Here is a 21,840-nt window from a genome sequence, read left to right on the forward strand (position 1 = left end):
TGCGGTTGTTATGCGCCTTCACGCCCCCTTCACGGGGTCCACGCGCGCGTGAAGTCCTACGCGTCCTCGGCGAGTTCCAGCCAGCGCAGCTCGAGGTCCTCCCGCTCCCCGGCCAGCCCGCGCAGTTCCGCGTCGAGTTCGGCGACCTTCGCGAAGTCGGTGGCGTGGTCGGCGATCCGGGTGTGCAGCTGCGTCTCGCGCTCGGAGATCTTGTCCAACTGGCGTTCGATCCGCTGGAGTTCCTTCTTGGCGGCGCGCTGGTCGGCGGCGCTCTTCTCGGTCGTGGCCGGCTTCGGCGCGGCGGCCGGGGCGGAGGCGGCCGCGGCCTCCTCCATGCGTGCGCGGCGCTCCAGGTACTCGTCGATCCCGCGCGGCAGCATCCGCAGCGTGGCGTCGCCGAGGAGGGCGAACACCCGGTCGGTGGTGCGCTCGACGAAGAACCGGTCGTGGGAGATGACGATCATCGAACCGGGCCAGCCGTCGAGGAGATCCTCGAGCTGGGTGAGGGTCTCGATGTCGAGGTCGTTGGTGGGCTCGTCGAGGAAGAGGACGTTCGGCTCGTCCATCAGCAGCCGCAGCAGCTGGAGCCGGCGGCGCTCACCGCCGGAGAGGTCACCGACGGGCGTCCACTGCTTCTCCTTGTTGAAGCCGAACGTCTCGCACAGCTGACCGGCCGTCATCTCGCGTCCCTTGCCGAGGTCGACGCGCTCACGCACCCGCTGGACGGCCTCCAGGACCCGCAGGTTCGGGTCGAGTTCGCCGACCTCCTGGGAGAGGTAGGCGAGCTTCACGGTCTTGCCGACGGCGACCCGGCCGCCCGCGGGCTGGGTCTCGCCCTCGGTGCGCCACGCCTCGGCCATGGCGCGCAGCAGGGAGGTCTTGCCGGCGCCGTTGACGCCGACCAGGCCGATGCGGTCGCCGGGGCCGAGCTGCCAGGTGACGTGCTTGAGCAGCACCTTGGGGCCGGCCTGCACGGAGACGTCTTCGAGGTCGAAGACGGTCTTGCCGAGCCGCGAGGACGCGAACTTCATCAGCTCACTGCTGTCCCGGGGCGGCGGCACGTCCTTGATCAGCTCGTTGGCGGCCTCGACGCGGAAGCGCGGCTTCGAGGTGCGTGCGGGGGCGCCGCGCCGCAGCCAGGCCAGCTCCTTGCGGACCAGGTTCTGCCGCTTGACCTCCTCGGTCGCGGCGATCCGCTCCCGCTCCGCGCGCGCGAAGACGTAGTCGGAGTAGCCGCCCTCGTACTCGTGGACGTCACCGCGCTGGACGTCCCACATGCGCGTGCAGACCTGGTCGAGGAACCAGCGGTCGTGGGTGACGCAGACGAGCGCCGAGCGGCGGGCCCGCAGGTGGCGGGCGAGCCAGGAGATGCCCTCGACGTCGAGGTGGTTGGTCGGCTCGTCGAGGACGATCATGTCCTGTTCCTCGATGAGCAGCTTGGCGAGCGCGATCCGGCGGCGCTCACCACCGGAGAGCGGCCCGATGACGGTGTCGAGCCCCTGTGGGAACCCGGGCAGGTCGAGGCCGCCGAACAGGCCGGTCAGCACGTCCCTGACCTTGGCGTTGCCCGCCCACTCGTGGTCGGCCATGTCCCGGATGACCTCGTGCCGCACGGTCGCGGCCGGGTCGAGCGAGTCGTGCTGGGTGAGGACGCCCATGCGCAGCCCGCCCAGGTGGGTGACCCGCCCGGAGTCGGCCTCCTCCAGTTTGGCGAGCATCCGGATCAGGGTGGTCTTGCCGTCGCCGTTGCGGCCGACGACCCCGATCCGGTCCCCTTCGGACACGCCGAGCGAGATGCCGTCGAGGAGGGTACGGGTGCCGTACACCTTGCTGACGTTCTCGACATTGACCAGGTTGACGGCCATTTCTCTCCTGCGCATGGGGGTCGGTCAGCCTTCTAGCGTAGGGCCTGCGGGGTGAGGGACGGGGCGCGAGGGTTTCGTCACTCTTTGTGATGACGTGATCGGGATACGGCCGCTACCGTGGAAGAGCAGACCCCAGGATCTTGCTCCATGGGAGGAACCTTGACCGCCGAGCCGATCTCCGAGGCCACAGAGCCCGTCGCCGAGCCGACCTCACGGTGGCCGGTGCCTCCGGCGGACGGCTGGTACGTGGACGACCTGTTCACCCTGCCCGATCTCCCGCCGCACACCCAATTGATCGACGGGAGCCTGGTCTTCGTGAGCCCGCAGCGTCGTTTCCATGCCAACGTGATCGACCTGTTGGTCACCGGCCTGCGCCAGGACCTGCCGAGCGAGTTCAGAGTCGGTCGGGAAATGACCGTCGTTCTGGACAAGCGCAACGGTCCCGAGCCCGATGTCAGCGTGATCCTCTCGGAGGCCGTCTCCGGACCGGACCAGACGAGCTTCGAGGCCAAGGACGTGGTCCTGGCCATCGAGGTCGTCTCCCCGGAGTCGGAATCCCGCGACCGCACGACCAAGCCCCACAAATACGCCCGCGCCGGCATCGAGAACTTCTGGCGCGTCGAGGAGTACGGCCGTACCGGCAAGCCCGTCGTCCACGTCTACGAACTCGACCCGGTGACCGGGACCTACGTCCACGCGGGCATGCACCACAACCGCGTCAAGGTCGAGAAGCCGTACCCCGTCGACATCGACCTGACCGCCATCGACGAACTCTGAGGCGGAGCGGACCTCAGCGCACCGTCGCCCCCGCCGCCGGCGCCGTCGCCACCCGCACCGTGCGGCAGGTGCCGGACGCGCGCAGGGCCTCGGCCACCGTCCCGGCCGATCCCGGGTCCCGCACGAGGAAGGCCGTCGTCGGCCCCGAGCCCGACACCAGCGCCGCCAGCGCGCCCGCCCCGCGTCCCGCCGCCAGCGTGTCGGCCAGCTCGGGGAAGAGGGAGAGCGCGGCGGGCTGGAGGTCGTTGGAGACCGTCGCGGCGAGCGCGTCGGGGTCACCGGCGGCCAGGGCGTCGAGCAGCGCCTCGGAGGCGACCGGCTCGGGGATGTCCCGCCCCTCGGCGAGGCGGTCGAACTCACGGAAGACGGCCGGCGTCGACAGCCCCCGCTCGGCCATCGCGAACACCCAGTGGAAGGTGCCGCCCACCTCCAGCGGCGTCAGCTTCTCGCCGCGCCCGGTGCCGAGGGCCGCGCCGCCGACCAGGCTGAACGGGACGTCGCTGCCCAGCTCGGCGCAGATGTCGAGGAGTTCACCGCGGGGCGCGCCGATGCCCCACAGCGTGTCGCAGGCGAGCAGCGCGCCCGCGCCGTCCGCGCTGCCGCCCGCCATGCCGCCGGCCACCGGGATGTCCTTGGCGATGTGGAGGTGGACGCGGGCGTCACGGTCGTGCCGCTCGGCGAGGGCGAGCGCGGCGCGGGCGGCGAGGTTCGTGCGGTCCAGGGGGACCTGGGCGGCGTCCGGGCCCTCGCAGGTGACGCGGAGTTCGTCGGCCGGGGTCACCGTGATCTCGTCGTACAGGCCGACGGCCAGGAACACGTTCGCCAGGTCGTGGAAGCCGTCCGGGCGCGCCGCGCCGACCGCGAGCTGGACGTTGACCTTGGCCGGCACGCGGACGGTGACGCTCACTCTGCGTTCTCCCTCTCGGAGGCCGTGCGCTCGGAGTCCTTGCTCTCGGAGTCCTTGCTCTCGGCGACCTGGCTCTCGGAGACCTTGTTCTCGGCGATCCGGGCGAACTCCTCGACGGTCAGCGACTCGCCGCGCGCCTGCGGGGACACCCCGGCCGCGACCAGCGCCGCCTCGGCCGCCGCCGCCGAACCCGCCCAGCCGGCGAGCGCCGCGCGCAGGGTCTTGCGCCGCTGGGCGAAGGCCGCGTCGACGACGGCGAACACCTCCGCCCTGGACGCCTCGGTCTTCAGCGGCTCGGTGCGGCGGACGAGCGAGACGAGCCCGCTGTCGACGTTCGGGGCCGGCCAGAACACATTGCGGCCGATGGCACCGGCTCGCTTGACCTCGGCGTACCAGTTCGCCTTGACGGACGGGACGCCGTACACCTTCGAGCCGGGCGTGGCGGCGAGGCGGTCGGCGACCTCGGACTGGACCATGACGAGGGTGCGGTCGATGCTCGGGAAGGTGGCGAGCATGTGCAGCAGGACGGGCACGGCCACGTTGTAGGGGAGGTTCGCGACCAGCGCGGTGGGGGCCGGGCCGGGCAGCTCGGTGACGTGCATCGCGTCGGAGTGCACCAGCGCGAACCGCTCTGCACGCTGTGGCATGCGCGCCGTGATCGTCGCGGGCAGGGCGGCGGCCAGGACGTCGTCGATCTCGACGGCGGTGACCCGGTCGGCGACCTCCAGCAGGGCGAGCGTGAGGGAGCCGAGCCCCGGGCCGACCTCGACGACCACGTCGTCGGGGCGGACCTGCGCGGTACGGACGATACGGCGGACCGTGTTCGCGTCGATCACGAAGTTCTGGCCGCGCTGCTTGGTGGGGCGCACGCCGAGGACCGCCGCGAGTTCACGGATGTCGGCGGGGCCGAGGAGGGCGTCGGGGGTGGGGCTGCTCACGGGACAAGGGTACGGGGGCCGGGCGGGCGGTCCTCACCCGTGCAGCCGAGCCCCGCAGTGCGGCCAGGGGGCGGCGCCCCGGCGTACGTAGAGCTTCTTGGCGCGCAGGGTCTGTTCGGCCGCCGACGCGTCCTGGGGGCGGCCGCTGCCGCCGAGGGCGTGCCAGGTGCGGTTGTCGAACTGGTACAGCCCGCCGTACGTCCCCGAGGGGTCCACCGCGTCGGGCCGGCCGCCGGACTCGCAGGCCGCGAGTCCCGGCCAGTTCAGGCCGTCGGCCCCCCGCGCCGATGTCGGCAGCGGCTTCGTGCCGACCCTGACGAGCTGGTCCCGGGGCGGGCGCACCACCTCGGTGCCGGTCCGGCGCGGCTTCTGCCGGACCCCGTTGACGGTGCGCAGGGCGTAGGTGATGCGCCGCAGGCCGGGCTGTCCGGCCCGTTCCACGACCTCGGTGCCCCGGAAGAGGGCCGGGTCCTCGGTGTGCCGTACCGCGAACGGGATCGGCTCCTCTTGTACCTCCCTGCTTCCCGTGATCCGCAGCACGGTCACCGTCTGCCCGTCGCGCGGGAAGCTGCCGGCCGGCACGGAGGTGGTGTCCTCGCCGCGCAGGGTGATCCCGGCCTGCTCGACGGCCTCGCGCACGGTGGCCGCGTTGGTGCGGATGGTGCGGGCCCGGCCGTCGGCCAGGACCGTCACGGAGCGTTCGGTGCGCACGTCCAGCGCGAGCCCCTCCCGCCCGATGCGCCGGGTGCGCGCCAGGGAGAGGTACGCGCCGTCCGCGCGCACCCCGAACTGTTCGAGCGCCGCCTCCACCGTGCGCGCGGTCGTCCACACGTCGTGCCGGTGTCCGTCCAGGGTGAGCCGTACGGGCCGCCCGTACTGCACCTCGATCTCGTCGCCGCTGCTGAGGGCGGTGCCCGGGGCGGGTGCCACGACGTCGTGCGCGCCGACCGGCACGCCCTCGTCGGCCAGCAGTTCGGTGACGTCGTCGGCGAAGGTGTGCAGGGTGCGCGCCTGCCCGTCGACGGTCAGCTCGACGGCCTTGTCCTCGGCGACGAACGCGGTGGTGCCGCCGGCCAGGAAGGCGACGACGAGGGCCTGCGGGAGCAGGCGGCGCAGGGCGGAGTCGGGGCGTTCGGCGGGCCGTGCCCGGCGCCGGCGCGCGGCCCGCCGTGCCGCGTCCGCGGGCACCGGCGGGCCCTGCTGCGGCAGGAACGGCCCCGGCAACCGCAGCGTGCCGGGGGGCCGGGGTGCCTCGTAGGCGGGCCGGTAGGTGTCGTCGTACGGCGGCCGGTGCGGGGCGTGACCGGTCTCGGGGCCGGTGTGCACGCCGTGGGCGACGGTCTGCGCGTTGTGCAGGTCGACGTACGTGTCGCCGCCGCCGTACGGCTCGTAGTACTGCTGCGAGGTGCTCACGCCGACATGCTCCAGGGGTCCTGGGGGTCCAGATCGGGCCCCCAGAACCTAGCGGAGAGACGGTCACTCTCCAAAGCGGCGCAGCTACCCAGCGTTGTGTTCGGGTGGTGCGCGACCCCGTCAGTAGTCGAACGCGCGTGCGGTGTTGGCCGCGAGTGCCGTCGCCAGGGTGTCCTCGTCGAGATCCCGTACGGCGGCCATGGCGCGGACCGTGACGGGGATCAGGTAGGGCGCGTTGGGCCGGCCGCGGTAGGGGGCCGGGGTGAGGAAGGGAGCGTCGGTCTCGACCAGGACCCGTTCCAAGGGGGCGACGGCTAGGGCGTCGCGCAGATGCTGGGCGTTCTTGAAGGTGACGTTGCCGGCGAAGGACAGGTAGTACCCGGCGCGGGCGCAGATCTCCGCCATCTCGGCGTCGCCGGAGTAGCAGTGGAAGACGGTCCGCTCGGGGGCGCCCTCCTCCTTCAGGACCCGCAGGACGTCGGCGTGGGCGTCGCGGTCGTGGATGACGAGGGCCTTGCCGTGCCGCTTGGCGATCTCGATGTGGGCGCGGAAGGAACGCTCCTGCGCCTCCTTGCCCCCGGGACCGGTGCGGAAGTAGTCCAGCCCGGTCTCGCCGACGGCCTTGACGTGCCCCAGTGCGGCCAGGCGGTCGATCTCGGCGAGCGCCTCGTCGAGCGCCGCCGCGCCCCCCGGCTCGCGCGCGCCCTGCCGGGACCAGCCTCCCCCAGCCCCAGGGGGCTGGGAGGTGCCCCCAGGGTCGCCGTGCACGATGCGGGGCGCCTCGTTGGGGTGCAGGGCGACGGCCGCGTGGACGTTCTCGTACGCCGCCGCCGTCTCGGCCGCCCAGCGGGAGCCCTTGATGTCGCAGCCGACCTGGACGACCGTCGTGACCCCGACCGACGCGGCCTTCGCGAGGCCCTCCGCCACCGTGCCGGACTGCATGTCGAGGTGGGTGTGGGAGTCGGCGACCGGCACCCGCAGGGGCTCCGGCAGCGGCGGCGCCGCGTTCTTGTCGCTGGAGGAAGGCATGCCCCGATCCTACGGAAGGGGCACGCCCCGCCCCGGCCCGCGGTCCGCCACCGCGGGCCCGGGGCGCGCTCGCTGCCGTGCGCCCGGCTCGCCGTCCGCTCAGCTCGCCTTGCGGAAGGGGTGCAGGAGGTCGGACAGGTGCCAGTGATGGGGTTCCCTGGTCTGCGCCGGCGCCTCGGGCACCTCCACCGGACCCGCCGGGGGCACCGGGCGGGAGCGGCGGGCCGCGCCCTGCACCGACGACACCTGTCCGGCCCGCATGATGCGCACCACGTGCCCGTCGCAGTTCTGGCACGCGGGCCGGCTCAGCGGGGACGGCACGACGCGCCCGTCCGCCACGTACTGCACGAACTCGTGCCCGCCGGCGTCGATGTGGTGCTCTATCGCGTACGACTGCTCCCAGCCGTGCCCGCAGCGCATGCAGGCGAAGGAATACGACTCGTTGACCACGCCGGTCGCCCCGTGGCGAAGGCCGGTCTGCCCTGTGATCTCACTCATGGCCAGCTCCTGTTGTCCGCTGGAGGGACGTGTCACGTCCCGTCATCCAGTGGATGCCTCGCACCGGCCGAAGCGCACCCGATCTGTGCAGTGTTGAAGGCGATTTGGGCGTCCCTTGCCCCAAGCACCGGCCCGCTTTGCCCGCACATGGGGCGCACGCTCATCCGACATGCGCCCTGCTCAGAGGGGGTGTGAGCGCGTTCACAGAGACGATACGCGGCAGGCCGCACCGCGTTCCCCCGACGCCACGGCGACCGCTCACCGTACGTCACGGCACGCCCGTCACCCACTGTCACGGACCCCCGGCCCCCGCCACCTCACGGACCCGCGCCGCGCACTGTCCCACGGCCCCCGGGCGCCCGCCGTCCCAGGGCCCCCGGACGGCCGCTGCCACACGAATACCCGGCGCCGGCAGTCTCACGAACCCCCGGCAGGGGCAGTCTCACGAATCCTCGGCGCCCACTGCCTCACCAATCCCCCGGCGCGGGCAGCCTCACCAACCCCGGCGCCGGCAGTCTCACCAACCCCGGCGCGGGCAGCCTCAGCAACCCCCGGCGCCCGCCGTCTCACGCCCGCCTGACCCCCGCTGTCACAGCTCCCCGGCGTTCTTCGCCGCCACCACCGCGTCGAACACCTCGCGCTTGGGCAGTCCCGCCTCGGCCGCGACCGCCACGATCGCCTCCTTGCGGCGCTCTCCGGCCTCCTCGCGCACCCGCACCCGCCGCACCAGCTCCGCCGCGTCGAGCTCCTCGGGGCCGCGCTCGGGCGCGCCGGAGACGACGACGGTGATCTCCCCGCGCACCCCCTCGGCCGCCCACTCCGCGAGTTCGTCCAGCGGACCGCGCCTGACCTCCTCGTACGTCTTGGTCAGCTCACGGCAGACCGCGGCCCGCCGGTCCGCGCCGAACACCTCGGCCATCGCCGCGAGGGTGTCGTCGAGGCGGTGCGGGGCCTCGAAGTAGACGAGGGTGCGGCGCTCCTCGGCGACCTCCCGCAGCCGCGACAGCCGCTCCCCCGCCTTGCGGGGCAGGAACCCCTCGAAGCAGAACCGGTCGACGGGCAGCCCGGACAGGGCGAGCGCGGTGAGCACGGCGGACGGGCCGGGCACGGCGGTGACCCGGATGTCCCGCTCGACGGCCGCGGCGACCAGCCGGTAGCCCGGGTCGGAGACCGACGGCATGCCCGCGTCGGTGACGAGCAGCACGCGCGCGCCGCCCAGGAGGTCCTCCACCAGCTCGGGCGTACGGGCCGACTCGTTGCCCTCGAAGTACGACACGATCCGCCCCTTGGGCGTCACCCCCAGGGCCTGGGTCAGCCGGCGCAGCCTGCGGGTGTCCTCGGCGGCGACGACATCGGCGCCGGCCAGTTCCTCGGCGAGCCGCGGCGGGGCGTCGGAGACGTCACCGATGGGGGTGCCGGCGAGGACGAGGGTTCCGGGCGCGAGAGCGGGCGTGTCTGTCACGCTCCCCATCCTCGCAGGCGCCGTGTGCCCCGGGTGACGCCCGGCATGACCGGCCGACTGGACCCATGCACGGGACTCACACAGCCCTGTTCCCTACGATGGCGCGGTGACCAGTACCGCGTCCTCCACGGACTCCACGGGCTCCACTGACCACCGGCCCGCAGCGACCGCGCACGACGACCCGCACGACCGGCGGCCGTCGTCGTGGCGGGAGCGGCTGCGCCGTTTCGGGTACGCGGCCGAGCCCGCCGCCGACGTCCGGGCGCGGCTGGTGCCGCCGTACACGCGGCCCGGCCCCCGGCTGTGGCAGACGCTGGGGCTGCCGCCGGTGTGGGCGGACCGGGTCGCGCGCTGGTCGGGCTGGGGCGGTCCGCTGCTGGTCACGCTGGTGGCGGGCGTCATGCGGTTCTGGAACCTGGGCAACCCGAAGAAGGTGATATTCGACGAGACGTACTACGCCAAGGACGCGTGGGCGCTCGTCCACCGCGGGTTCGAGGTCAACTGGGACAAGAACGCCAACGACCTCATCCTCTCCTCGGGCGGTCATGTCGCGGTCCCCACCGACGCGGCGTACGTCGTGCATCCGCCGGTCGGCAAGTACGTCATCGGGCTGGGCGAGCTGGTCTTCGGCTTCGATCCGTTCGGCTGGCGCTTCATGACGGCGCTGCTGGGCACGCTGTCCGTGCTGCTGCTGTGCCGGATCGGCCGTCGCATCTTCCGCTCCACCTTCCTCGGGTGTCTCGCGGGCGCGCTGATGGCGGTGGACGGGCTGGCCTTCGTGATGAGCCGCACCTCGCTGCTCGACGGGGTGCTGATGTTCTTCGTGCTGGCGGCGTTCGGCTGTCTGGTGATCGACCGCGACCGGGCCCGGGCGCGGCTCGCCGCGGCCCTGCCGCCGGACGCGGACGGCCGGGTCCGCCCGGACGCGCACATCGCGGAGACCGCGCGCCTCGGGCCGCGCCCCTGGCGCTGGGCGGCGGGTCTGATGTTCGGCCTGGCGATCGGCACCAAGTGGAACGCGCTGTACATCATGGCCGCGTTCCTGCTGATGACCCTGCTCTGGGACGTGGGCTCGCGCCGGGTGGCCGGCGCCCGCCACCCCTACCGGGCGGTCCTGCGGCACGACACGGGCCTGACCTTCCTCGCGACGGTCCCGGTCGCCCTGGTCACCTACCTGGTGTCCTGGACGGGCTGGATCCTCTCACCGACCGACGGCTCGGGCGGCTACTACCGCAACTGGGCGGCCACCGACGGCAAGGGCGGCGGCTGGACGTGGCTGTTCCCGGACTGGTGGCGCAGCCTGTGGCACTACGAGCACGAGGTGTACGAGTTCCACACCCACCTCACCTCGCCGCACAACTACCAGTCGAACCCGTGGAGCTGGCTGGTGCTGGGCCGCCCGGTCTCCTACTTCTACGAGTCCCCGTCCCCCGGCACGGACGGCTGCCCCGCCGACGCGGGCGAGAAGTGCGCCCGTGAGGTCCTCGCGATCGGCACCCCGCTGCTGTGGTGGGCCGCCTGCTTCGCGGTGCTCTACGTCCTGTGGCGCTGGCTCTTCCGCCGCGACTGGCGCGCGGGCGCGATCGCCTGCGGCATCGCGGCCGGCTACCTGCCCTGGTTCATGTACCAGGAGCGCACGATCTTCCTCTTCTACGCCGTCGTCTTCCTCCCCTTCCTGTGCCTCGCGGTGGCGATGATGCTCGGCGCGATCATCGGCCCGCCGAACTCCACGGACACCCGCCGGGTGGCGGGTGCGACCGGCGCGGGCGTCCTGGTCCTCCTGATCGCCTGGAACTTCATCTACTTCTGGCCCCTGTTCACGGGCACGTCGATCCCGATCGACCAGTGGCGGTCGCGGATGTGGATCGATACGTGGGTGTAGCCGACGTTCACATACATGATTGAGCACCCCCGCTAACGATTGCGGAAACTACCGCCCCACGCGCCTCCCTTTCGGCTTACCGTGAGCCAAGACAGAGGTTTCTGAACGCGTTCAGAAAACGCCCGGGAGGGTGTCGACGGGGAGGGTTCGCACATGCGCAAGGGGGCGAAGGCGGCCATAGTGGGCTCGGTGTTCGTCGTGATGGTGGGCGGGGCCGGGTACGGGGCCTTCAACATCGTGAACGCGCTGAGCGGGGGCGCGGGGGGCGGCGGGCCCGCGCCCGTGAGGACCGGGCCGCCCAGCAGCGGCGAGGTGAAGGACACCAGCACGAAGTTCTTCGCCGCCTGGGAGAAGGGCGAGGCGACGGCCGCGGCCGCGCTCACCAACAACGCGGAGAAGGCCGAGCCGCTGCTGACCGCGTACGGCGGGACCGCCCACATCGGCGGTGTGAAGATCACTCCGGGCGCCGCCAGCGGGGACACCGTGCCGTTCAGCGTGCGGGCGACCGTGTCCTACGAGGGCAGGAGCAAACCGCTCGCCTACAAGAGCGAGCTGACCGTCGTGCGCGGGGTCACCACCGGCAAGGCGCTGGTGGACTGGCAGCCCTCGGTCGTCCACCCGCAGCTGAAGGACATGGACGACACGCTGGTCACCGGCGACGCCTCCGCCCCGCCGATCGAGGCCGTCGACCGCGGCGGCACGGTGCTCACCAAGGAGACGTACCCTTCGCTCGGCCCGATCCTCGACGAACTGCGCGCCAAGTACGGCGCCAAGGCGGGCGGCACCCCGGGCGTCGAGCTGGCGATCCGGCACGCCGCCCCGGACACCGCCGACACCCCGCTGCTGGCCCTGGCGAAGGGCACGCCGGGCAAGCTGCCCACCACGCTCAGCGCGCGCGTGCAGGCGGCGGCCGAGAAGGCCGTCAGGAAGTACCCGCAGTCCTCGGTGGTCGCCGTCAAGCCGAGCACCGGCGAGGTGCTGGCGGTCGCGAACAACCGCACCGACGGCTGGAACGCCGCATTCCTCGGCCAGGTCGCCCCGGGCTCCACATGGAAGATCGTCAGCGCCGCCACCCTCATCGACAACGGGATCACCACGGCGAACGGGCCCGCGCCCTGTCCCGCCGAAGCCGTGTGGCAGAGCCAGACCTTCCACAACATCAAGAACATGCCCGCCGACGAGAACGCCACCCTCTCCGCGAGCTTCGCCCGCTCCTGCAACACGGCCTTCGTGAAGTTCGCCGACGAGGTCAAGGTCGACTCCCTCACCGACGAGGCGAAGAACCGCTTCGGGATCGGCCTCGACTGGAAGACCGGCATCCCGTCCTTCGACGGCTCGGTCCCGGCCTCCGGCGGCCCGGACACCGCGGCCAACCTGATCGGGCAGGGCCAGGTCCAGATCAACCCGCTGAACCTGGCCTCGGTGACGGCGACCGCGATGACGGGCTCCTTCCGGCAGCCGGTGATCGTGCCGCAGAGCCTCGACGACCGTGCACTCGCACGCGCGCGTGGGCTGTCGGCGAGCACCGTGGCGCAACTGCGCGCCATGATGAACCGCACCGCGACCAGCGGCACCGCCGCCGGGGTGATGTCCGGGCTCGGCCCCGACTACGGCGCGAAGACCGGCTCCGCGGAGGTCGACGGCCAGGCCAGGTCCGACAGCTGGTTCACCGGTTACCGCGGCGACGTCGCCGCCGCGGCCCTCGTCCAGGACGGCGGCCACGGCGTGGACGCGTCCGGCCCGCTCGTCGCGCAGGTGCTGCGCGCCGGGTGACGGCGGGCCGAACCCACTGGTTCAGGTCGGTAACAGGTGGGTGGTTGACGTCACACGTGACGTCACCCCCGCAGCACGGGACTCTAGGGTGGTTGCCGTCGTTGGGGTGAGTGAGGGCAACGAGGGCACTGGGGCAAGGGGAGCCCCCTGGGGATCCGGAGGATCACAGGCTGTGGGCAAGAGAAGACGCGTCGACGAGCGGCGCGGCAAGCGGCGGCCCGCCGTCGTCGGCGGCATGGTCGCCGTCGTCCTCGGCGGGGCCGGGATCGGCGTCTACGCCCTCTACGGCGGCGGGGCCGCGGCCGATTCCGCCGCGGGGGCCCGGCTGAAGCCGGTCGTCAAGACCGGGCCGCTGTCGCAGACCGAGGTGACCACCGCGGCGCGCACGTTCCTCACGGCCTGGCAGCAGGGTGCGGTCGCGAAGGCGGCGGCCGCCACCGACGACTCCGCGGCCGCCGCCGCCCTGCTCACCGACTACACCAAGGACGCTCGCGTCTCGGACGTCACCCTCACCGCCGGCCGCCGCACGGGCGACAAGGTCGCCTTCAAGGTGAAGGGCACGGTGACCTACGAGAAGATCACCAAGCCGCTCTCGTACGACAGCGCGCTGACCGTCGTCCGCCGGGCGAAGGACGGCCGGGCGACCGTCGCCTGGCACGCCTCCGTCGTCCACCCCGACCTCCTCGACGGGGACACCCTGGTGACCGGCGAGGCGGGCACCCCCCCGGTCAGGGCGCTCGACCGGGACGGCGGCGAGATCACGACGGCCCGCTACCCGTCCCTGGGCACGGTGCTGGACGGGCTGCGCGAGAAGTACGGCAAGAAGGCGGGCGGCACGGCGGGCGTGGAGCTGCGGGTGGTGCGCGGCAAGGCGTCGAAGGCGAAGAAGGCCTCCGACAAGACGCTCCTTGAGTTCAGCAAGGGCACGCCGGGCACCGTGCGGACGACCCTCAGTCCGACCCTCCAGGCCGCCGCCGAGCAGCAGGTCGCGAAGACCGCGCGCGCGTCGGTCGTCGTCCTGCGCCCGTCCACCGGCGAGATCCTCGCGGTGGCGAACACCGGCCACGGCTTCAACACCGCGTTCAACGGCTCCCTCGCGCCCGGCTCCACCATGAAGGTCGTCACGTCGTCGCTGCTCATCGAGAAGAAGCTGGCGTCGGCGGACAAGGTGCACCCGTGTCCGAAGACGTTCACCTACGGCGGCTGGAAGTTCCACAACGACGACGACTTCCAGATCAAGGGCGGCACCTTCAAGGCGAGCTTCGCGCGCTCCTGCAACACGGCCTTCATCAGCCAGGCGGGTGAGCTCGACAACGACAGCCTGACGCGGCAGGCGCAGCAGGTGTTCGGCCTGTCGATGAACAACTGGGCCATCGGCGTCCCGTCGTTCGACGGCTCGGTACCGGTGCAGTCGGCGGCGCAGATGGCGGCCTCCCTGATCGGCCAGGGCGGGGTGCGGATGAACCCGCTGAACATGGCGTCGGTGTCGGCGACGGTGAAGTCGGGCACCTTCCACCAGCCGTACCTGGTCTCCCCGTCGGTCGACCACCGCACGCTCGCCACGGCCTCCCGCACGATGTCCGCGTCCACGCTGTCCCAGCTGCGCGAGCTGATGAGCTACACCGCGGCCTACGGCACCGCCGCCGAGGCGATGAGGGGCCTCGGCCCGGACTACGGCGCGAAGACCGGCTCGGCGGAGGTCGACGGCCAGTCGAAGCCGAACGGCTGGTTCACGGCCTACAGGGGCGACCTGGCGGCAGCGGGCGTGGTGCAGGCCGGCGGCCACGGAGGGGACACGGCGGGCCCGATCGTGGCGGCGCTGCTGAGGACGGGCGGCTGAGCGCGCCCGTCACCGCGCCACCGGCTCCCCCGCCGTCGCCGTGTAGGTCCGCCGCAGGAACCTCAGCAGTGCCTGGGAGTCGAACTGCACCACCGAGACGCCCTGCGAGGAGTGGAACTCGACCACCGCCTGCACCCGCCCCAGCGGCCACACCCGGACCTCGCCCGTCCCGGCCGGCGCCCGCAGCCCCTGCTCCAGCAGGGTCCGTGAGAACGTCCACTCGTGCCGGTCGGGCAGCCCCACCCGCACGGACCGCGGATCGTCCTCGGGGTCGTAGCGCAGGACGACAGGGACGGCGTCGCGTTCCTCCTCGACGAGGTCGGCGTCCGTGACGATGTGGGCTCGCGCGTACTGCTCGACTACGGACATCGGCCGACCCTCTCACGCTGCGTGACCCAGGGGGGAATCCGGTGGCCAGCTCCCCCTCCAATGTCGCATATTTTCCCTAATGCGCCCCTTAGGGAAGATTTATCTCACCTGTGCGATACGACGGAGAAAGCGTCACGACGGACAAGCGCCTCGCTCTTGCGAACCGTTCGCATTAAGCCTCTATCATCGACAGGTGCACGTACCCGACGGATTCATCAACGCCCCGACCTCCGCGGTGACCGGAGTCGTCGCCGCCGGCGCCATCGCCGCGAGCCTGCGCGGCGCGCGCCGTGAGCTCGACGAGCGGACGGCCCCGCTGGCCGGGCTGGTCGCGGCGTTCATCTTCGCCGTGCAGATGCTGAACTTCCCCGTCGCGGCGGGCACCAGCGGCCACCTGCTGGGCGGCGCGCTGGCCGCGATACTCGTGGGCCCCTTCACCGGGGTCCTGTGCGTGTCCGTGGTGCTGCTGATGCAGGGCATCCTCTTCGCCGACGGCGGGCTGACCGCGCTCGGCGTGAACATCACCGACATGGCGGTCGTGACGACGGTCGTGGCGTACGCCGTCTTCCGCGGCCTGGTGAAGGTGCTGCCGCGCACCCGCCGCTCCGTCACGGTCGCCTCCTTCGCCGCCGCCCTGCTGTCCGTGCCCGCCGCCGCCGTGGTCTTCACGCTGCTGTACGCGATCGGCGGCACCACCGACGTGGCGATCGGCAAGGTCGCCACCGCGATGGTCGGCGTCCATGTGCTGATCGGGCTCGGCGAGGCCACCATCACCGCGCTGACGGTCGGCGCCGTGATCGCCGTACGGCCGGACCTCGTGTACGGCGCGCGCGGGCTGCACCAGAGGCTCAAGCTGCGCGTCGACGGCGAGCTGGTCGACGTGCCCGCGCACCCGGCGCCCGTCGCGGCGCGCACCTCACGGCGCACGCTGTGGGTGACCGGCCTGGTCACCTCCCTGGTCCTCGCGGGCTTCGTCAGTTTCTACGCCTCCGCGAACCCCGACGGCCTGGAGAAGGTCGCCGCCGACCACGGCATCGACCGCACGGCCGAGGACCACGCGAACGCGGACTCCCCGCTCGCCGGCTACGGCGTCAAGGACGTCACGAACGCCCGGCTGTCCGGCGGTCTCGCGGGCGTGATCGGCGTCGGCGTGACCGTCGTCGCGGGCAGCGCGGTGTTCTGGGCGGTGCGCCGGCGCCGTGGCGCGGACGCCGCCCCCACCGCCGTAGAGAACGTCTGACGGCATGGGAGCGGGACACGCGCACCGGCTCTACCGGCACGGCCACTCGCCCGTGCACACCCTGCCGCCGCACACCAAGCTCGCCGCCGTCTTCGCGTTCGTGGTCGTCGTCGTGTCGACCCCCCGGGAGGCGATGTGGGCGTTCGGCCTGTACGCCGTGCTGCTCGCGCTGGTCGCCCGGCACGCGCGCGTGCCCGCCGGCTTCCTGCTCAAACGTCTGCTGATCGAGGTGCCGTTCGTCGCGTTCGCGGTGCTGATGCCGTTCGTGGCGGAGGGCGAGCGGGTGGACGTCCTCGGGCTGTCGCTCAGCGTGAACGGCCTCTGGGGCGCCTGGAACGTCCTCGCCAAGGGCACCCTGGGAGTCGCCGCCTCCGTCCTCCTGGCGGCCACCACGGAGCTGCGGGAGCTGCTCCTGGGCCTGCAGCGCCTGAAGCTGCCCCCGCTGCTCGTGCAGATCGCTTCCTTCATGATCCGTTACGGCGATGTCATCACCGACGAGATGCGGCGGATGCGGATCGCGCGCGAGTCACGCGGCTTCGAGGCGCGCGGCGTGCGGCACTGGGGCGTGCTCGCCAAGTCGGCGGGCGCGCTGTTCATCCGCTCCTACGAACGCGGCGAGAGGGTGCACCTGGCGATGGTCAGCCGCGGCTACGCCGGTTCGATGCCCGTGATCGACGAGGTGACGGCGTCCCGGGCGCAGTGGTCGTACGCCTTCGCCCTGCCGGTCGCCGCCCTGGTCGTCTGCGTGGTGGGATGGACGCTGTGACTGCTTCCCTGGAGGTCTCCGGCCTCGCCTTCGCCTACCCCGACGGCCATCAGGCCCTGTTCGGCGTGGACTTCAGCGTCGCGCGCGGGGAGCGGGTCGCGCTGCTCGGGCCGAACGGCGCCGGCAAGACCACCCTCGTCCTGCACCTCAACGGCATCCTGACCGGCGGGGCGGGCACGGTGACGGTCGCCGGACTGCCCGTCGGCACACGGCACATGGCGGAGATCCGCCGCAAGGTCGGCCTGGTCTTCCAGGACCCGGACGACCAGCTGTTCATGCCGACGGTCCGCGAGGACGTGGCGTTCGGTCCGGCCGCGGCCGGACTGAAGGGCGCGGAACTGGAGGAGCGCGTGGACCGTGCGCTCGCACGGGTCGGCATGACGGAGTTCAAGGACCGCCCGCCGCACCATCTGTCGTTCGGCCAGCGCCGCCGGGTCGCCGTCGCCACCGTCCTCGCGATGGAGCCGGAGATCCTCGTCCTGGACGAGCCGTCCTCCAACCTCGACCCCGCCTCGCGCCGTGAGCTCGCCGACATCCTGCGCTCCCTGGACGTGACCGTCCTGATGGTCACGCACGACCTGCCGTACGCCCTGGAACTGTGCCCGCGGGCGCTGATCCTGAGCGAGGGCGTGATCGCCGCGGACGGCCGCACGGGCGAACTCCTCGCCGACGAGTCCCTGATGAACGCGCATCGACTGGAGCTGCCCTTCGGGTTCGACCCGCGCTCGGTCACAATGGGTGCGTGACGAATGGGCACGTGACCGACGAGAACCGGACGGCCGAGCGTACGCCGCTGCTCGACGAGCAGTTGTGCTTCGCGCTGTACGCGGCCCAGCGCGCGGTGACCTCCGCCTACCGGCCCGTCCTGGACGAGCTGGGGCTCACCTACCCGCAGTACCTGGTCCTGCTGGCCCTCTGGGAGCGCGGCGAGACCACCGTCAAGGAGCTGGCGTCGGCCCTGCGGCTCGACTACGGCACGATGTCGCCGCTGCTCAAGCGCCTGGAGGCGGCCGGCCTGGTGCGCCGGGAGCGCTCCGGGCGCGACGAACGCACGGTCCTCGTCGCCTGCACGGGCCGCGGCGAGGAGCTGCGGGGCCGGGCGGCCCGGGTCCCCGGCGCCCTGATGACCGCGACCGGCCTGGAGCAGGCCGAGGTCGCCCGTCTGCGCGAGGAGCTCTGGGGCCTCGCGGAACGCGCCCACGGCGCGGCGGGCCGCGCGCGCTAGGCCCGCGACGGCCCGCACGAGCTGGCGTTACCCGCGGTTACCACCCCCTGCCGCACCCACAGACCTACCGGCCGGTACCTTGTGCACGATGTAATCGGGGAAAATTTCAGGGGGAGGGTCCCGCTGTGAGCGAAGGTGACGCCGTCGACACCGTCGACACCCGTCCGACGAAGATCATGTACGTCGCCGAGGCGACCGCGCACGGAGGCCGCGACGGGTATGTGACCAGCCAGGACGGCCAGATCGAGCTGAAGGTGGCGATGCCGCCGCAGCTCGGCGGCGACGGCAACGGCACCAACCCGGAACAGCTCTTCGCGGCCGGCTACAGCTCCTGCTTCCACAACGCGCTGATCCTCGTCGGCAACCGCGCGGGCTTCGACCTGACCGGCTCCACCGTCGCCGCCAAGGTCGGCATCGGGCCCAACAAGACCAAGGGCTACGGCCTCGCGGTCGCCCTCAGCGTCTCGCTGCCCGTCCTCGACCAGGGCCTCGCCGAGAAACTGGTCGACGCGGCCCACCAGGTCTGCCCGTACTCCAACGCCACCCGCGGCAACATCGACGTAACGATCATTCTCGGCTGACGAGACGCAGGAATCGCAGGCCCGCCGCACCTGTTGACCGCAAGGCCGAAGGTGATCCGAGCGGGCCGGGCGAGCCGGCCGGGCGGGACGAGAAGGAAGTGCGGGCGTGGACGTGAACGGTGCGGTGGCCGAGGGGTTCGAGCCGGTCCGGGAGGCGTTCGCACGGAACTTCGCCACCCTCGGGGAGCGCGGTGCCGCCGTCGCCGTCTACCGCGACGGGCGCAAGGTCGTCGACCTGTGGGGCGGCACGCGGGACGTGGACGGCACGGCTCCCTGGGAGCACGGCACCGCGCAGATCGTGCGCTCCGCGACCAAGGGCGTCGCCGCCGCCGTACTCCTGCTGCTGCACCAGCGCGGACACCTGGACCTGGACGCGCCCGTGGCGACGTACTGGCCGCAGTACAAGGCGGCCGGCAAGGAACACACCCTGGTGCGCCACCTGCTCGCGCACCGCGCGGGCGTGCCCGTCCTCGACCGGCCGCTGACGCCCGCCGAGGCCGCCGACCCCGACCTGGGCGCGGCGGCGGTCGCCGCGCAGGCACCCCTCTGGGAACCGGGCGGCGACCACGGGTACCACGCCCAGACGTACAGCTGGCTCACCGGCGAGCTGGTGCGGCGGGTCACCGGGCGGCCGATCGGCGAGTGGATCGCCGACGAGATCGCCGGACCGCTCGGGGCCGAGCTGTGGCTGGGGCTGCCGCAGTCGCTCCACGCGCGCGTGGGGCGCGTCGGGCCGGTCGACGCGCCCGTACCGGCCGGCGGGCTGCGGACCCGGCCCAAACGGTCCGTCGCCGACGCCTACGCCGACCCCGCCTCCCTCACCCGCCGCGCCTTCGCCGCGATCACCCCGCTGCCCGACGAGAACGACCCCGCCTACCGCGCGGCCGCCCTGCCCGCCTCCAACGGCATCGCCACCGCCGACGGCCTGGCCCGCCTCTACGCCTCCCTCATCGGCGAAGTCGACGGCGGCGTGCGGCTCTTCGCCCCCGAGACGGCCGCCCTGGCGCGCACCGAGCAGTCCGCCGGACCGGACCGGGTGCTGGTGGTCACCACCCGGTTCGGCCTCGGCTACATGCTGCACGGCGGCGCGTCCCCGCTGCTCTCCCCGACCTCCTTCGGCCACCCCGGCCGCGGCGGCGCACTCGGCCTCGCGGACCCCGAGACGGGCATCGCCCTCGGCTACGTCACCAACGGCCTGCGCACCGGCGTGACGGCCGACCCGCGGGCCCAGGCGCTGCTGCGGGCGGTCAGGACGGCGGTCGCCGCGGCCTGACGAGCCCCCGGCACCGGACCCGTTCCGGCGGGCCCCACCGCCCGACGCCCGACGGCCTCAGATGTTGATCGAGTGGGACGTCCGCCCCGAGGCCTCGTCGATCTCCTCGTGCGCCTTCGTCAGCAGCTGCATGGCGAGTTCGTTGAGGGCGCGGGCGCCCGCGATCTCCTCACCGACCCGGGGCTGGTTGCTGTCGACCCGGTGGCGGCTGGCGTGCCCGCGGGACCGTACCTCGGTCCCGTCCGGCAGCCGGACCAGAGCGGCGGCGCTCGTGTGCTGGTCGTCCTCCTTGAACTCCAGCTCGACGTGCCATCCCACAGCGGTGTGCATCATGTCGGTCACCTCCGGAAGTCCTGCTTCCAGGGTGCTCCTCCCCACGGGCGCCCGCACCCAGCGGGCTCGGCCCGGCAGCAGCGGCCCTGCGGAGGGCCACGCGCGCACGCGCGCGTGGCGCAACGCGCACAGGGTCCCCGCGTCGGCACCGCGGGCCACCGCCGTGGCGGTCAACCGGCGTACAGCATCAGGCCGTGGCGTCACCCGGTGCGCTCACGCACGTCCACGACAGTGGCGGCCGCATGGGCGACGAGGGTGTCCGGGGCCATGGGGAACACGGTGTACGGGGTGCCGGCGGCGGCCCACACGACGTCGTGCGCGAGGAGACCACGGTCGGCGAGGACCCGGGTGCGGGTGCGGTGCCCGAAGGGCGGCACACCGCCGATCGCGTACCCGGTGGTCTCCCGTACGACGCCCGCGTCGGCCCTGGTCACCTCTCCGGCGCCGAGTTCCGCGCGCACCCGCTCCACGTCGACCCGGGACGCGCCGTCCATCAGCACCAGCACCGGCACGCCGTCCGCCGCGAAGATCAGCGACTTGCAGATCTGGCTCAGCTCGCACCCGATCGCTGCGGCGGCCTCGGCGGCGGTGCGGATCGCCTCCGGAAAGCGCCGCACCCGGGCGTTCAGATCGTCGAGCCCCAGCTCGGCGAGGGCCTCGGCGAAACGGGGGTGGGCAGCGGTGGTGGTCGTCATGCACGGCACGCTAGCGGTCGCCGCAGGGGCCACGCGACGGAGTTCCCCGCCGCGTGCTCAGCCGTCGAAGCTGCGGCGGGAGTCCTCGATGTGCCCGAACCAGCGGTGGGTCCACGCGCACATCCCGTCGACCGTGGCCCGCAGTCCCTGTCCCGCCTCGGTCAGGGTGTACTCGACGCGCGGCGGCACGGTCGGGTGCACGGTCCGCACGACCAGGCCGTTGCGCTCCAGCATGCGCAGGTTCTGGGTGAGCATTTTGTGGCTGACGCCCTCGACCTCGTCGCGCAGGCCGCTGAACCGCAGGGTGCGGTCCCCGAGCGCCTCGATGATCAGCAGCGCCCACTTGTTGGCCACGTCCGAGAAGATCTCCCGGCCGAGCGAGTCGGCCCTTCTGAGGTCCGCCTGTTCGTCGGGCGTGCCTGTGTACTGCTTGGTCACCATCAGGTTCCCCAGTCACCGAAAAGTGCGTTCTTCCATGTCAGCGCTCACTCTCCTACGGTTTCCCAGTAACCACAAGAGAGCACGACCGCTCCCAGGGAAGGCAGGCACCCATGCCCGTCACACTCGTGAATCCGTCCGGACTGCCGCGGACCGACGCCTACAGCCAGGTATCCGTCGGGACCGGCTCCCGGCTCGTCTCCGTCGCCGGGCAGGTCGCCTGGGACGCCGAGGGCGCCACGGTCGGCGAGGGCGATCTCGCCGCCCAGGTCGAGCAGTGCTACGTCAACGTCGGCGCCGCTCTCGCCGGGGCGGGCGCCGGCTTCGACGACGTCACCCGGCTGACCGTCCACGTCGTCGACTGGACCCCGGAGAAGATGCCGGCGTTCATGGCGGGCGTCACCCGCGCGGCCGGCCGCCTCGGCGTCACCGCGACCCCGCCGGTCACCCTGCTGGGCGTCGCGGCCCTCCACATCCCCGAGCACCTGGTGGAGATCGAGGCGACCGCGATCCTCGCCTGACGCCTCCTCCGGGAG

22 protein-coding genes are annotated in these 21,840 nt (G+C 72.6%); 11 read left to right on the top strand and 11 right to left on the bottom strand.

Annotation, left to right across the window (positions count from 1 at the left end; all coding sequences use genetic code 11):
* Positions 1-56 precede the first annotated feature (56 nt).
* A complete protein-coding gene (locus tag AQJ58_RS17450; RefSeq protein WP_067251152.1) occupies positions 57-1,865 on the bottom strand; it encodes an ABC-F family ATP-binding cassette domain-containing protein in 1,809 nt (602 codons plus the stop codon).
* A 147-nt stretch (positions 1,866-2,012) separates the two neighbouring features.
* On the opposite strand from AQJ58_RS17450, the gene AQJ58_RS17455 reads away from it, so the two are divergent.
* Positions 2,013-2,642 carry a Uma2 family endonuclease gene (locus AQJ58_RS17455; protein ID WP_067251154.1) on the top strand — a complete coding sequence of 210 codons (630 nt, stop codon included), beginning with the start codon at positions 2,013-2,015 and terminating at the stop codon, positions 2,640-2,642.
* A gap of 13 nt (positions 2,643-2,655) precedes the next feature.
* On the opposite strand, the gene AQJ58_RS17460 is transcribed toward AQJ58_RS17455, so the two are convergent.
* From AQJ58_RS17460 to rsmI, 6 genes are all read right to left on the bottom strand, one after another.
* Positions 2,656-3,549 carry a 4-(cytidine 5'-diphospho)-2-C-methyl-D-erythritol kinase gene (locus AQJ58_RS17460; RefSeq protein ID WP_067251156.1) on the bottom strand — a complete coding sequence of 298 codons (894 nt, stop codon included), beginning with the start codon at positions 3,547-3,549 and terminating at the stop codon, positions 2,656-2,658.
* Complete coding sequence (rsmA, locus tag AQJ58_RS17465) at positions 3,546-4,487, bottom strand: 16S rRNA (adenine(1518)-N(6)/adenine(1519)-N(6))-dimethyltransferase RsmA (protein ID WP_067251158.1); 942 nt, start codon at positions 4,485-4,487, stop codon at positions 3,546-3,548. Before rsmA ends, AQJ58_RS17460 begins: the two co-directional genes overlap by 4 nt.
* A gap of 33 nt (positions 4,488-4,520) precedes the next feature.
* Positions 4,521-5,900: a resuscitation-promoting factor gene (locus AQJ58_RS17470; protein ID WP_067251159.1), complete on the bottom strand. Its 1,380-nt coding sequence runs from the start codon at positions 5,898-5,900 to the stop codon at positions 4,521-4,523.
* Between the two features lie 120 nt (positions 5,901-6,020).
* Positions 6,021-6,929, bottom strand: a complete 909-nt coding sequence (locus AQJ58_RS17475; protein ID WP_067251161.1) for a TatD family hydrolase — start codon at positions 6,927-6,929, stop codon at positions 6,021-6,023.
* A gap of 99 nt (positions 6,930-7,028) precedes the next feature.
* Entirely contained in the window at positions 7,029-7,427 is a 399-nt protein-coding gene (locus AQJ58_RS17480) for a hypothetical protein (RefSeq protein WP_067251163.1), read from the bottom strand.
* A gap of 589 nt (positions 7,428-8,016) precedes the next feature.
* Complete coding sequence (gene rsmI, locus AQJ58_RS17485) at positions 8,017-8,889, bottom strand: 16S rRNA (cytidine(1402)-2'-O)-methyltransferase (protein ID WP_234360075.1); 873 nt, start codon at positions 8,887-8,889, stop codon at positions 8,017-8,019.
* A 106-nt stretch (positions 8,890-8,995) separates the two neighbouring features.
* On the opposite strand from rsmI, the gene AQJ58_RS17490 reads away from it, so the two are divergent.
* From AQJ58_RS17490 to AQJ58_RS17500, 3 genes are all read left to right on the top strand, one after another.
* Positions 8,996-10,771, top strand: coding sequence for a dolichyl-phosphate-mannose--protein mannosyltransferase (locus AQJ58_RS17490; RefSeq protein ID WP_067251167.1), 1,776 nt, complete (start codon positions 8,996-8,998; stop codon positions 10,769-10,771).
* 153 nt (positions 10,772-10,924) lie between these two features.
* Entirely contained in the window at positions 10,925-12,544 is a 1,620-nt protein-coding gene (locus tag AQJ58_RS17495) for a penicillin-binding transpeptidase domain-containing protein (protein WP_067251169.1), read from the top strand.
* 172 nt (positions 12,545-12,716) lie between these two features.
* Positions 12,717-14,384, top strand: a complete 1,668-nt coding sequence (locus AQJ58_RS17500) for a penicillin-binding transpeptidase domain-containing protein (protein ID WP_067251170.1) — start codon at positions 12,717-12,719, stop codon at positions 14,382-14,384.
* 9 nt (positions 14,385-14,393) lie between these two features.
* Here the strand turns inward: AQJ58_RS17500 and AQJ58_RS17505 are convergent, their stop codons facing one another.
* Positions 14,394-14,753 carry an SsgA family sporulation/cell division regulator gene (locus AQJ58_RS17505; RefSeq protein WP_067251172.1) on the bottom strand — a complete coding sequence of 120 codons (360 nt, stop codon included), beginning with the start codon at positions 14,751-14,753 and terminating at the stop codon, positions 14,394-14,396.
* Between the two features lie 193 nt (positions 14,754-14,946).
* On the opposite strand from AQJ58_RS17505, the gene AQJ58_RS17510 reads away from it, so the two are divergent.
* The 6 genes from AQJ58_RS17510 to AQJ58_RS17535 all read left to right on the top strand — a co-directional run bounded on the left by AQJ58_RS17510 (position 14,947) and on the right by AQJ58_RS17535 (position 19,838).
* The gene (locus tag AQJ58_RS17510; protein ID WP_067251174.1) at positions 14,947-15,993 is read left to right on the top strand and encodes an energy-coupling factor ABC transporter permease; all 1,047 of its coding nucleotides are present in this window, start codon (positions 14,947-14,949) and stop codon (positions 15,991-15,993) included.
* Positions 15,994-15,997: 4 nt separating this feature from the next.
* The gene (gene cbiQ / locus AQJ58_RS17515; protein WP_067251176.1) at positions 15,998-16,759 is read left to right on the top strand and encodes a cobalt ECF transporter T component CbiQ; all 762 of its coding nucleotides are present in this window, start codon (positions 15,998-16,000) and stop codon (positions 16,757-16,759) included.
* Positions 16,747-17,505 carry an energy-coupling factor ABC transporter ATP-binding protein gene (locus AQJ58_RS17520; RefSeq protein WP_067251179.1) on the top strand — a complete coding sequence of 253 codons (759 nt, stop codon included), beginning with the start codon at positions 16,747-16,749 and terminating at the stop codon, positions 17,503-17,505. The genes cbiQ and AQJ58_RS17520 overlap by 13 nt, the downstream gene beginning before the upstream one ends.
* Positions 17,502-17,984, top strand: a complete 483-nt coding sequence (locus AQJ58_RS17525; protein ID WP_420712159.1) for a MarR family winged helix-turn-helix transcriptional regulator — start codon at positions 17,502-17,504, stop codon at positions 17,982-17,984. Before AQJ58_RS17520 ends, AQJ58_RS17525 begins: the two co-directional genes overlap by 4 nt.
* Positions 17,985-18,160: 176 nt before the next feature.
* A complete protein-coding gene (locus AQJ58_RS17530; protein ID WP_199844620.1) occupies positions 18,161-18,565 on the top strand; it encodes an organic hydroperoxide resistance protein in 405 nt (134 codons plus the stop codon).
* A gap of 106 nt (positions 18,566-18,671) precedes the next feature.
* Entirely contained in the window at positions 18,672-19,838 is a 1,167-nt protein-coding gene (locus AQJ58_RS17535) for a serine hydrolase domain-containing protein (protein WP_067251183.1), read from the top strand.
* Between the two features lie 57 nt (positions 19,839-19,895).
* Here AQJ58_RS17535 and AQJ58_RS17540 read toward each other — a convergent pair whose 3' ends face one another.
* From AQJ58_RS17540 to AQJ58_RS17550, 3 genes are all read right to left on the bottom strand, one after another.
* Positions 19,896-20,171 (bottom strand): DUF1876 domain-containing protein, encoded by a 276-nt coding sequence (locus tag AQJ58_RS17540; RefSeq protein ID WP_067251785.1) that lies wholly within the window; start codon positions 20,169-20,171, stop codon positions 19,896-19,898.
* A gap of 200 nt (positions 20,172-20,371) precedes the next feature.
* Complete coding sequence (locus tag AQJ58_RS17545) at positions 20,372-20,866, bottom strand: YbaK/EbsC family protein (RefSeq protein WP_067251185.1); 495 nt, start codon at positions 20,864-20,866, stop codon at positions 20,372-20,374.
* A gap of 57 nt (positions 20,867-20,923) precedes the next feature.
* A complete protein-coding gene (locus AQJ58_RS17550) occupies positions 20,924-21,307 on the bottom strand; it encodes a winged helix-turn-helix transcriptional regulator (protein WP_067251187.1) in 384 nt (127 codons plus the stop codon).
* 110 nt (positions 21,308-21,417) lie between these two features.
* Here AQJ58_RS17550 and AQJ58_RS17555 point away from each other — a divergent pair, with 110 nt between their 5' ends.
* A complete protein-coding gene (locus tag AQJ58_RS17555) occupies positions 21,418-21,825 on the top strand; it encodes a RidA family protein (protein ID WP_067251189.1) in 408 nt (135 codons plus the stop codon).
* The last annotated feature ends 15 nt before the right edge of the window (positions 21,826-21,840 follow it).

This window comes from Streptomyces sp. DSM 15324 (genome assembly GCF_001514285.1).
GTDB lineage: Bacteria > Actinomycetota > Actinomycetes > Streptomycetales > Streptomycetaceae > Streptomyces.

Coding starts and splice junctions, on each gene's coding strand:
- AQJ58_RS17480 (WP_067251163.1), bottom strand. CDS start 7,427: ATGAGTGAGATCACAGGGCAGACCGGCCTTCGCCACGGGGCGACCGGC.
- AQJ58_RS17520 (WP_067251179.1), top strand. CDS start 16,747: ATGGACGCTGTGACTGCTTCCCTGGAGGTCTCCGGCCTCGCCTTCGCC.
- AQJ58_RS17505 (WP_067251172.1), bottom strand. CDS start 14,753: ATGTCCGTAGTCGAGCAGTACGCGCGAGCCCACATCGTCACGGACGCC.
- AQJ58_RS17475 (WP_067251161.1), bottom strand. CDS start 6,929: ATGCCTTCCTCCAGCGACAAGAACGCGGCGCCGCCGCTGCCGGAGCCC.
- cbiQ (WP_067251176.1), top strand. CDS start 15,998: ATGGGAGCGGGACACGCGCACCGGCTCTACCGGCACGGCCACTCGCCC.
- AQJ58_RS17530 (WP_199844620.1), top strand. CDS start 18,161: ATGTACGTCGCCGAGGCGACCGCGCACGGAGGCCGCGACGGGTATGTG.
- AQJ58_RS17550 (WP_067251187.1), bottom strand. CDS start 21,307: ATGGTGACCAAGCAGTACACAGGCACGCCCGACGAACAGGCGGACCTC.
- AQJ58_RS17545 (WP_067251185.1), bottom strand. CDS start 20,866: ATGACGACCACCACCGCTGCCCACCCCCGTTTCGCCGAGGCCCTCGCC.
- AQJ58_RS17555 (WP_067251189.1), top strand. CDS start 21,418: ATGCCCGTCACACTCGTGAATCCGTCCGGACTGCCGCGGACCGACGCC.
- AQJ58_RS17450 (WP_067251152.1), bottom strand. CDS start 1,865: ATGGCCGTCAACCTGGTCAATGTCGAGAACGTCAGCAAGGTGTACGGC.
- AQJ58_RS17495 (WP_067251169.1), top strand. CDS start 10,925: ATGCGCAAGGGGGCGAAGGCGGCCATAGTGGGCTCGGTGTTCGTCGTG.
- AQJ58_RS17455 (WP_067251154.1), top strand. CDS start 2,013: ATGGGAGGAACCTTGACCGCCGAGCCGATCTCCGAGGCCACAGAGCCC.
- AQJ58_RS17540 (WP_067251785.1), bottom strand. CDS start 20,171: ATGATGCACACCGCTGTGGGATGGCACGTCGAGCTGGAGTTCAAGGAG.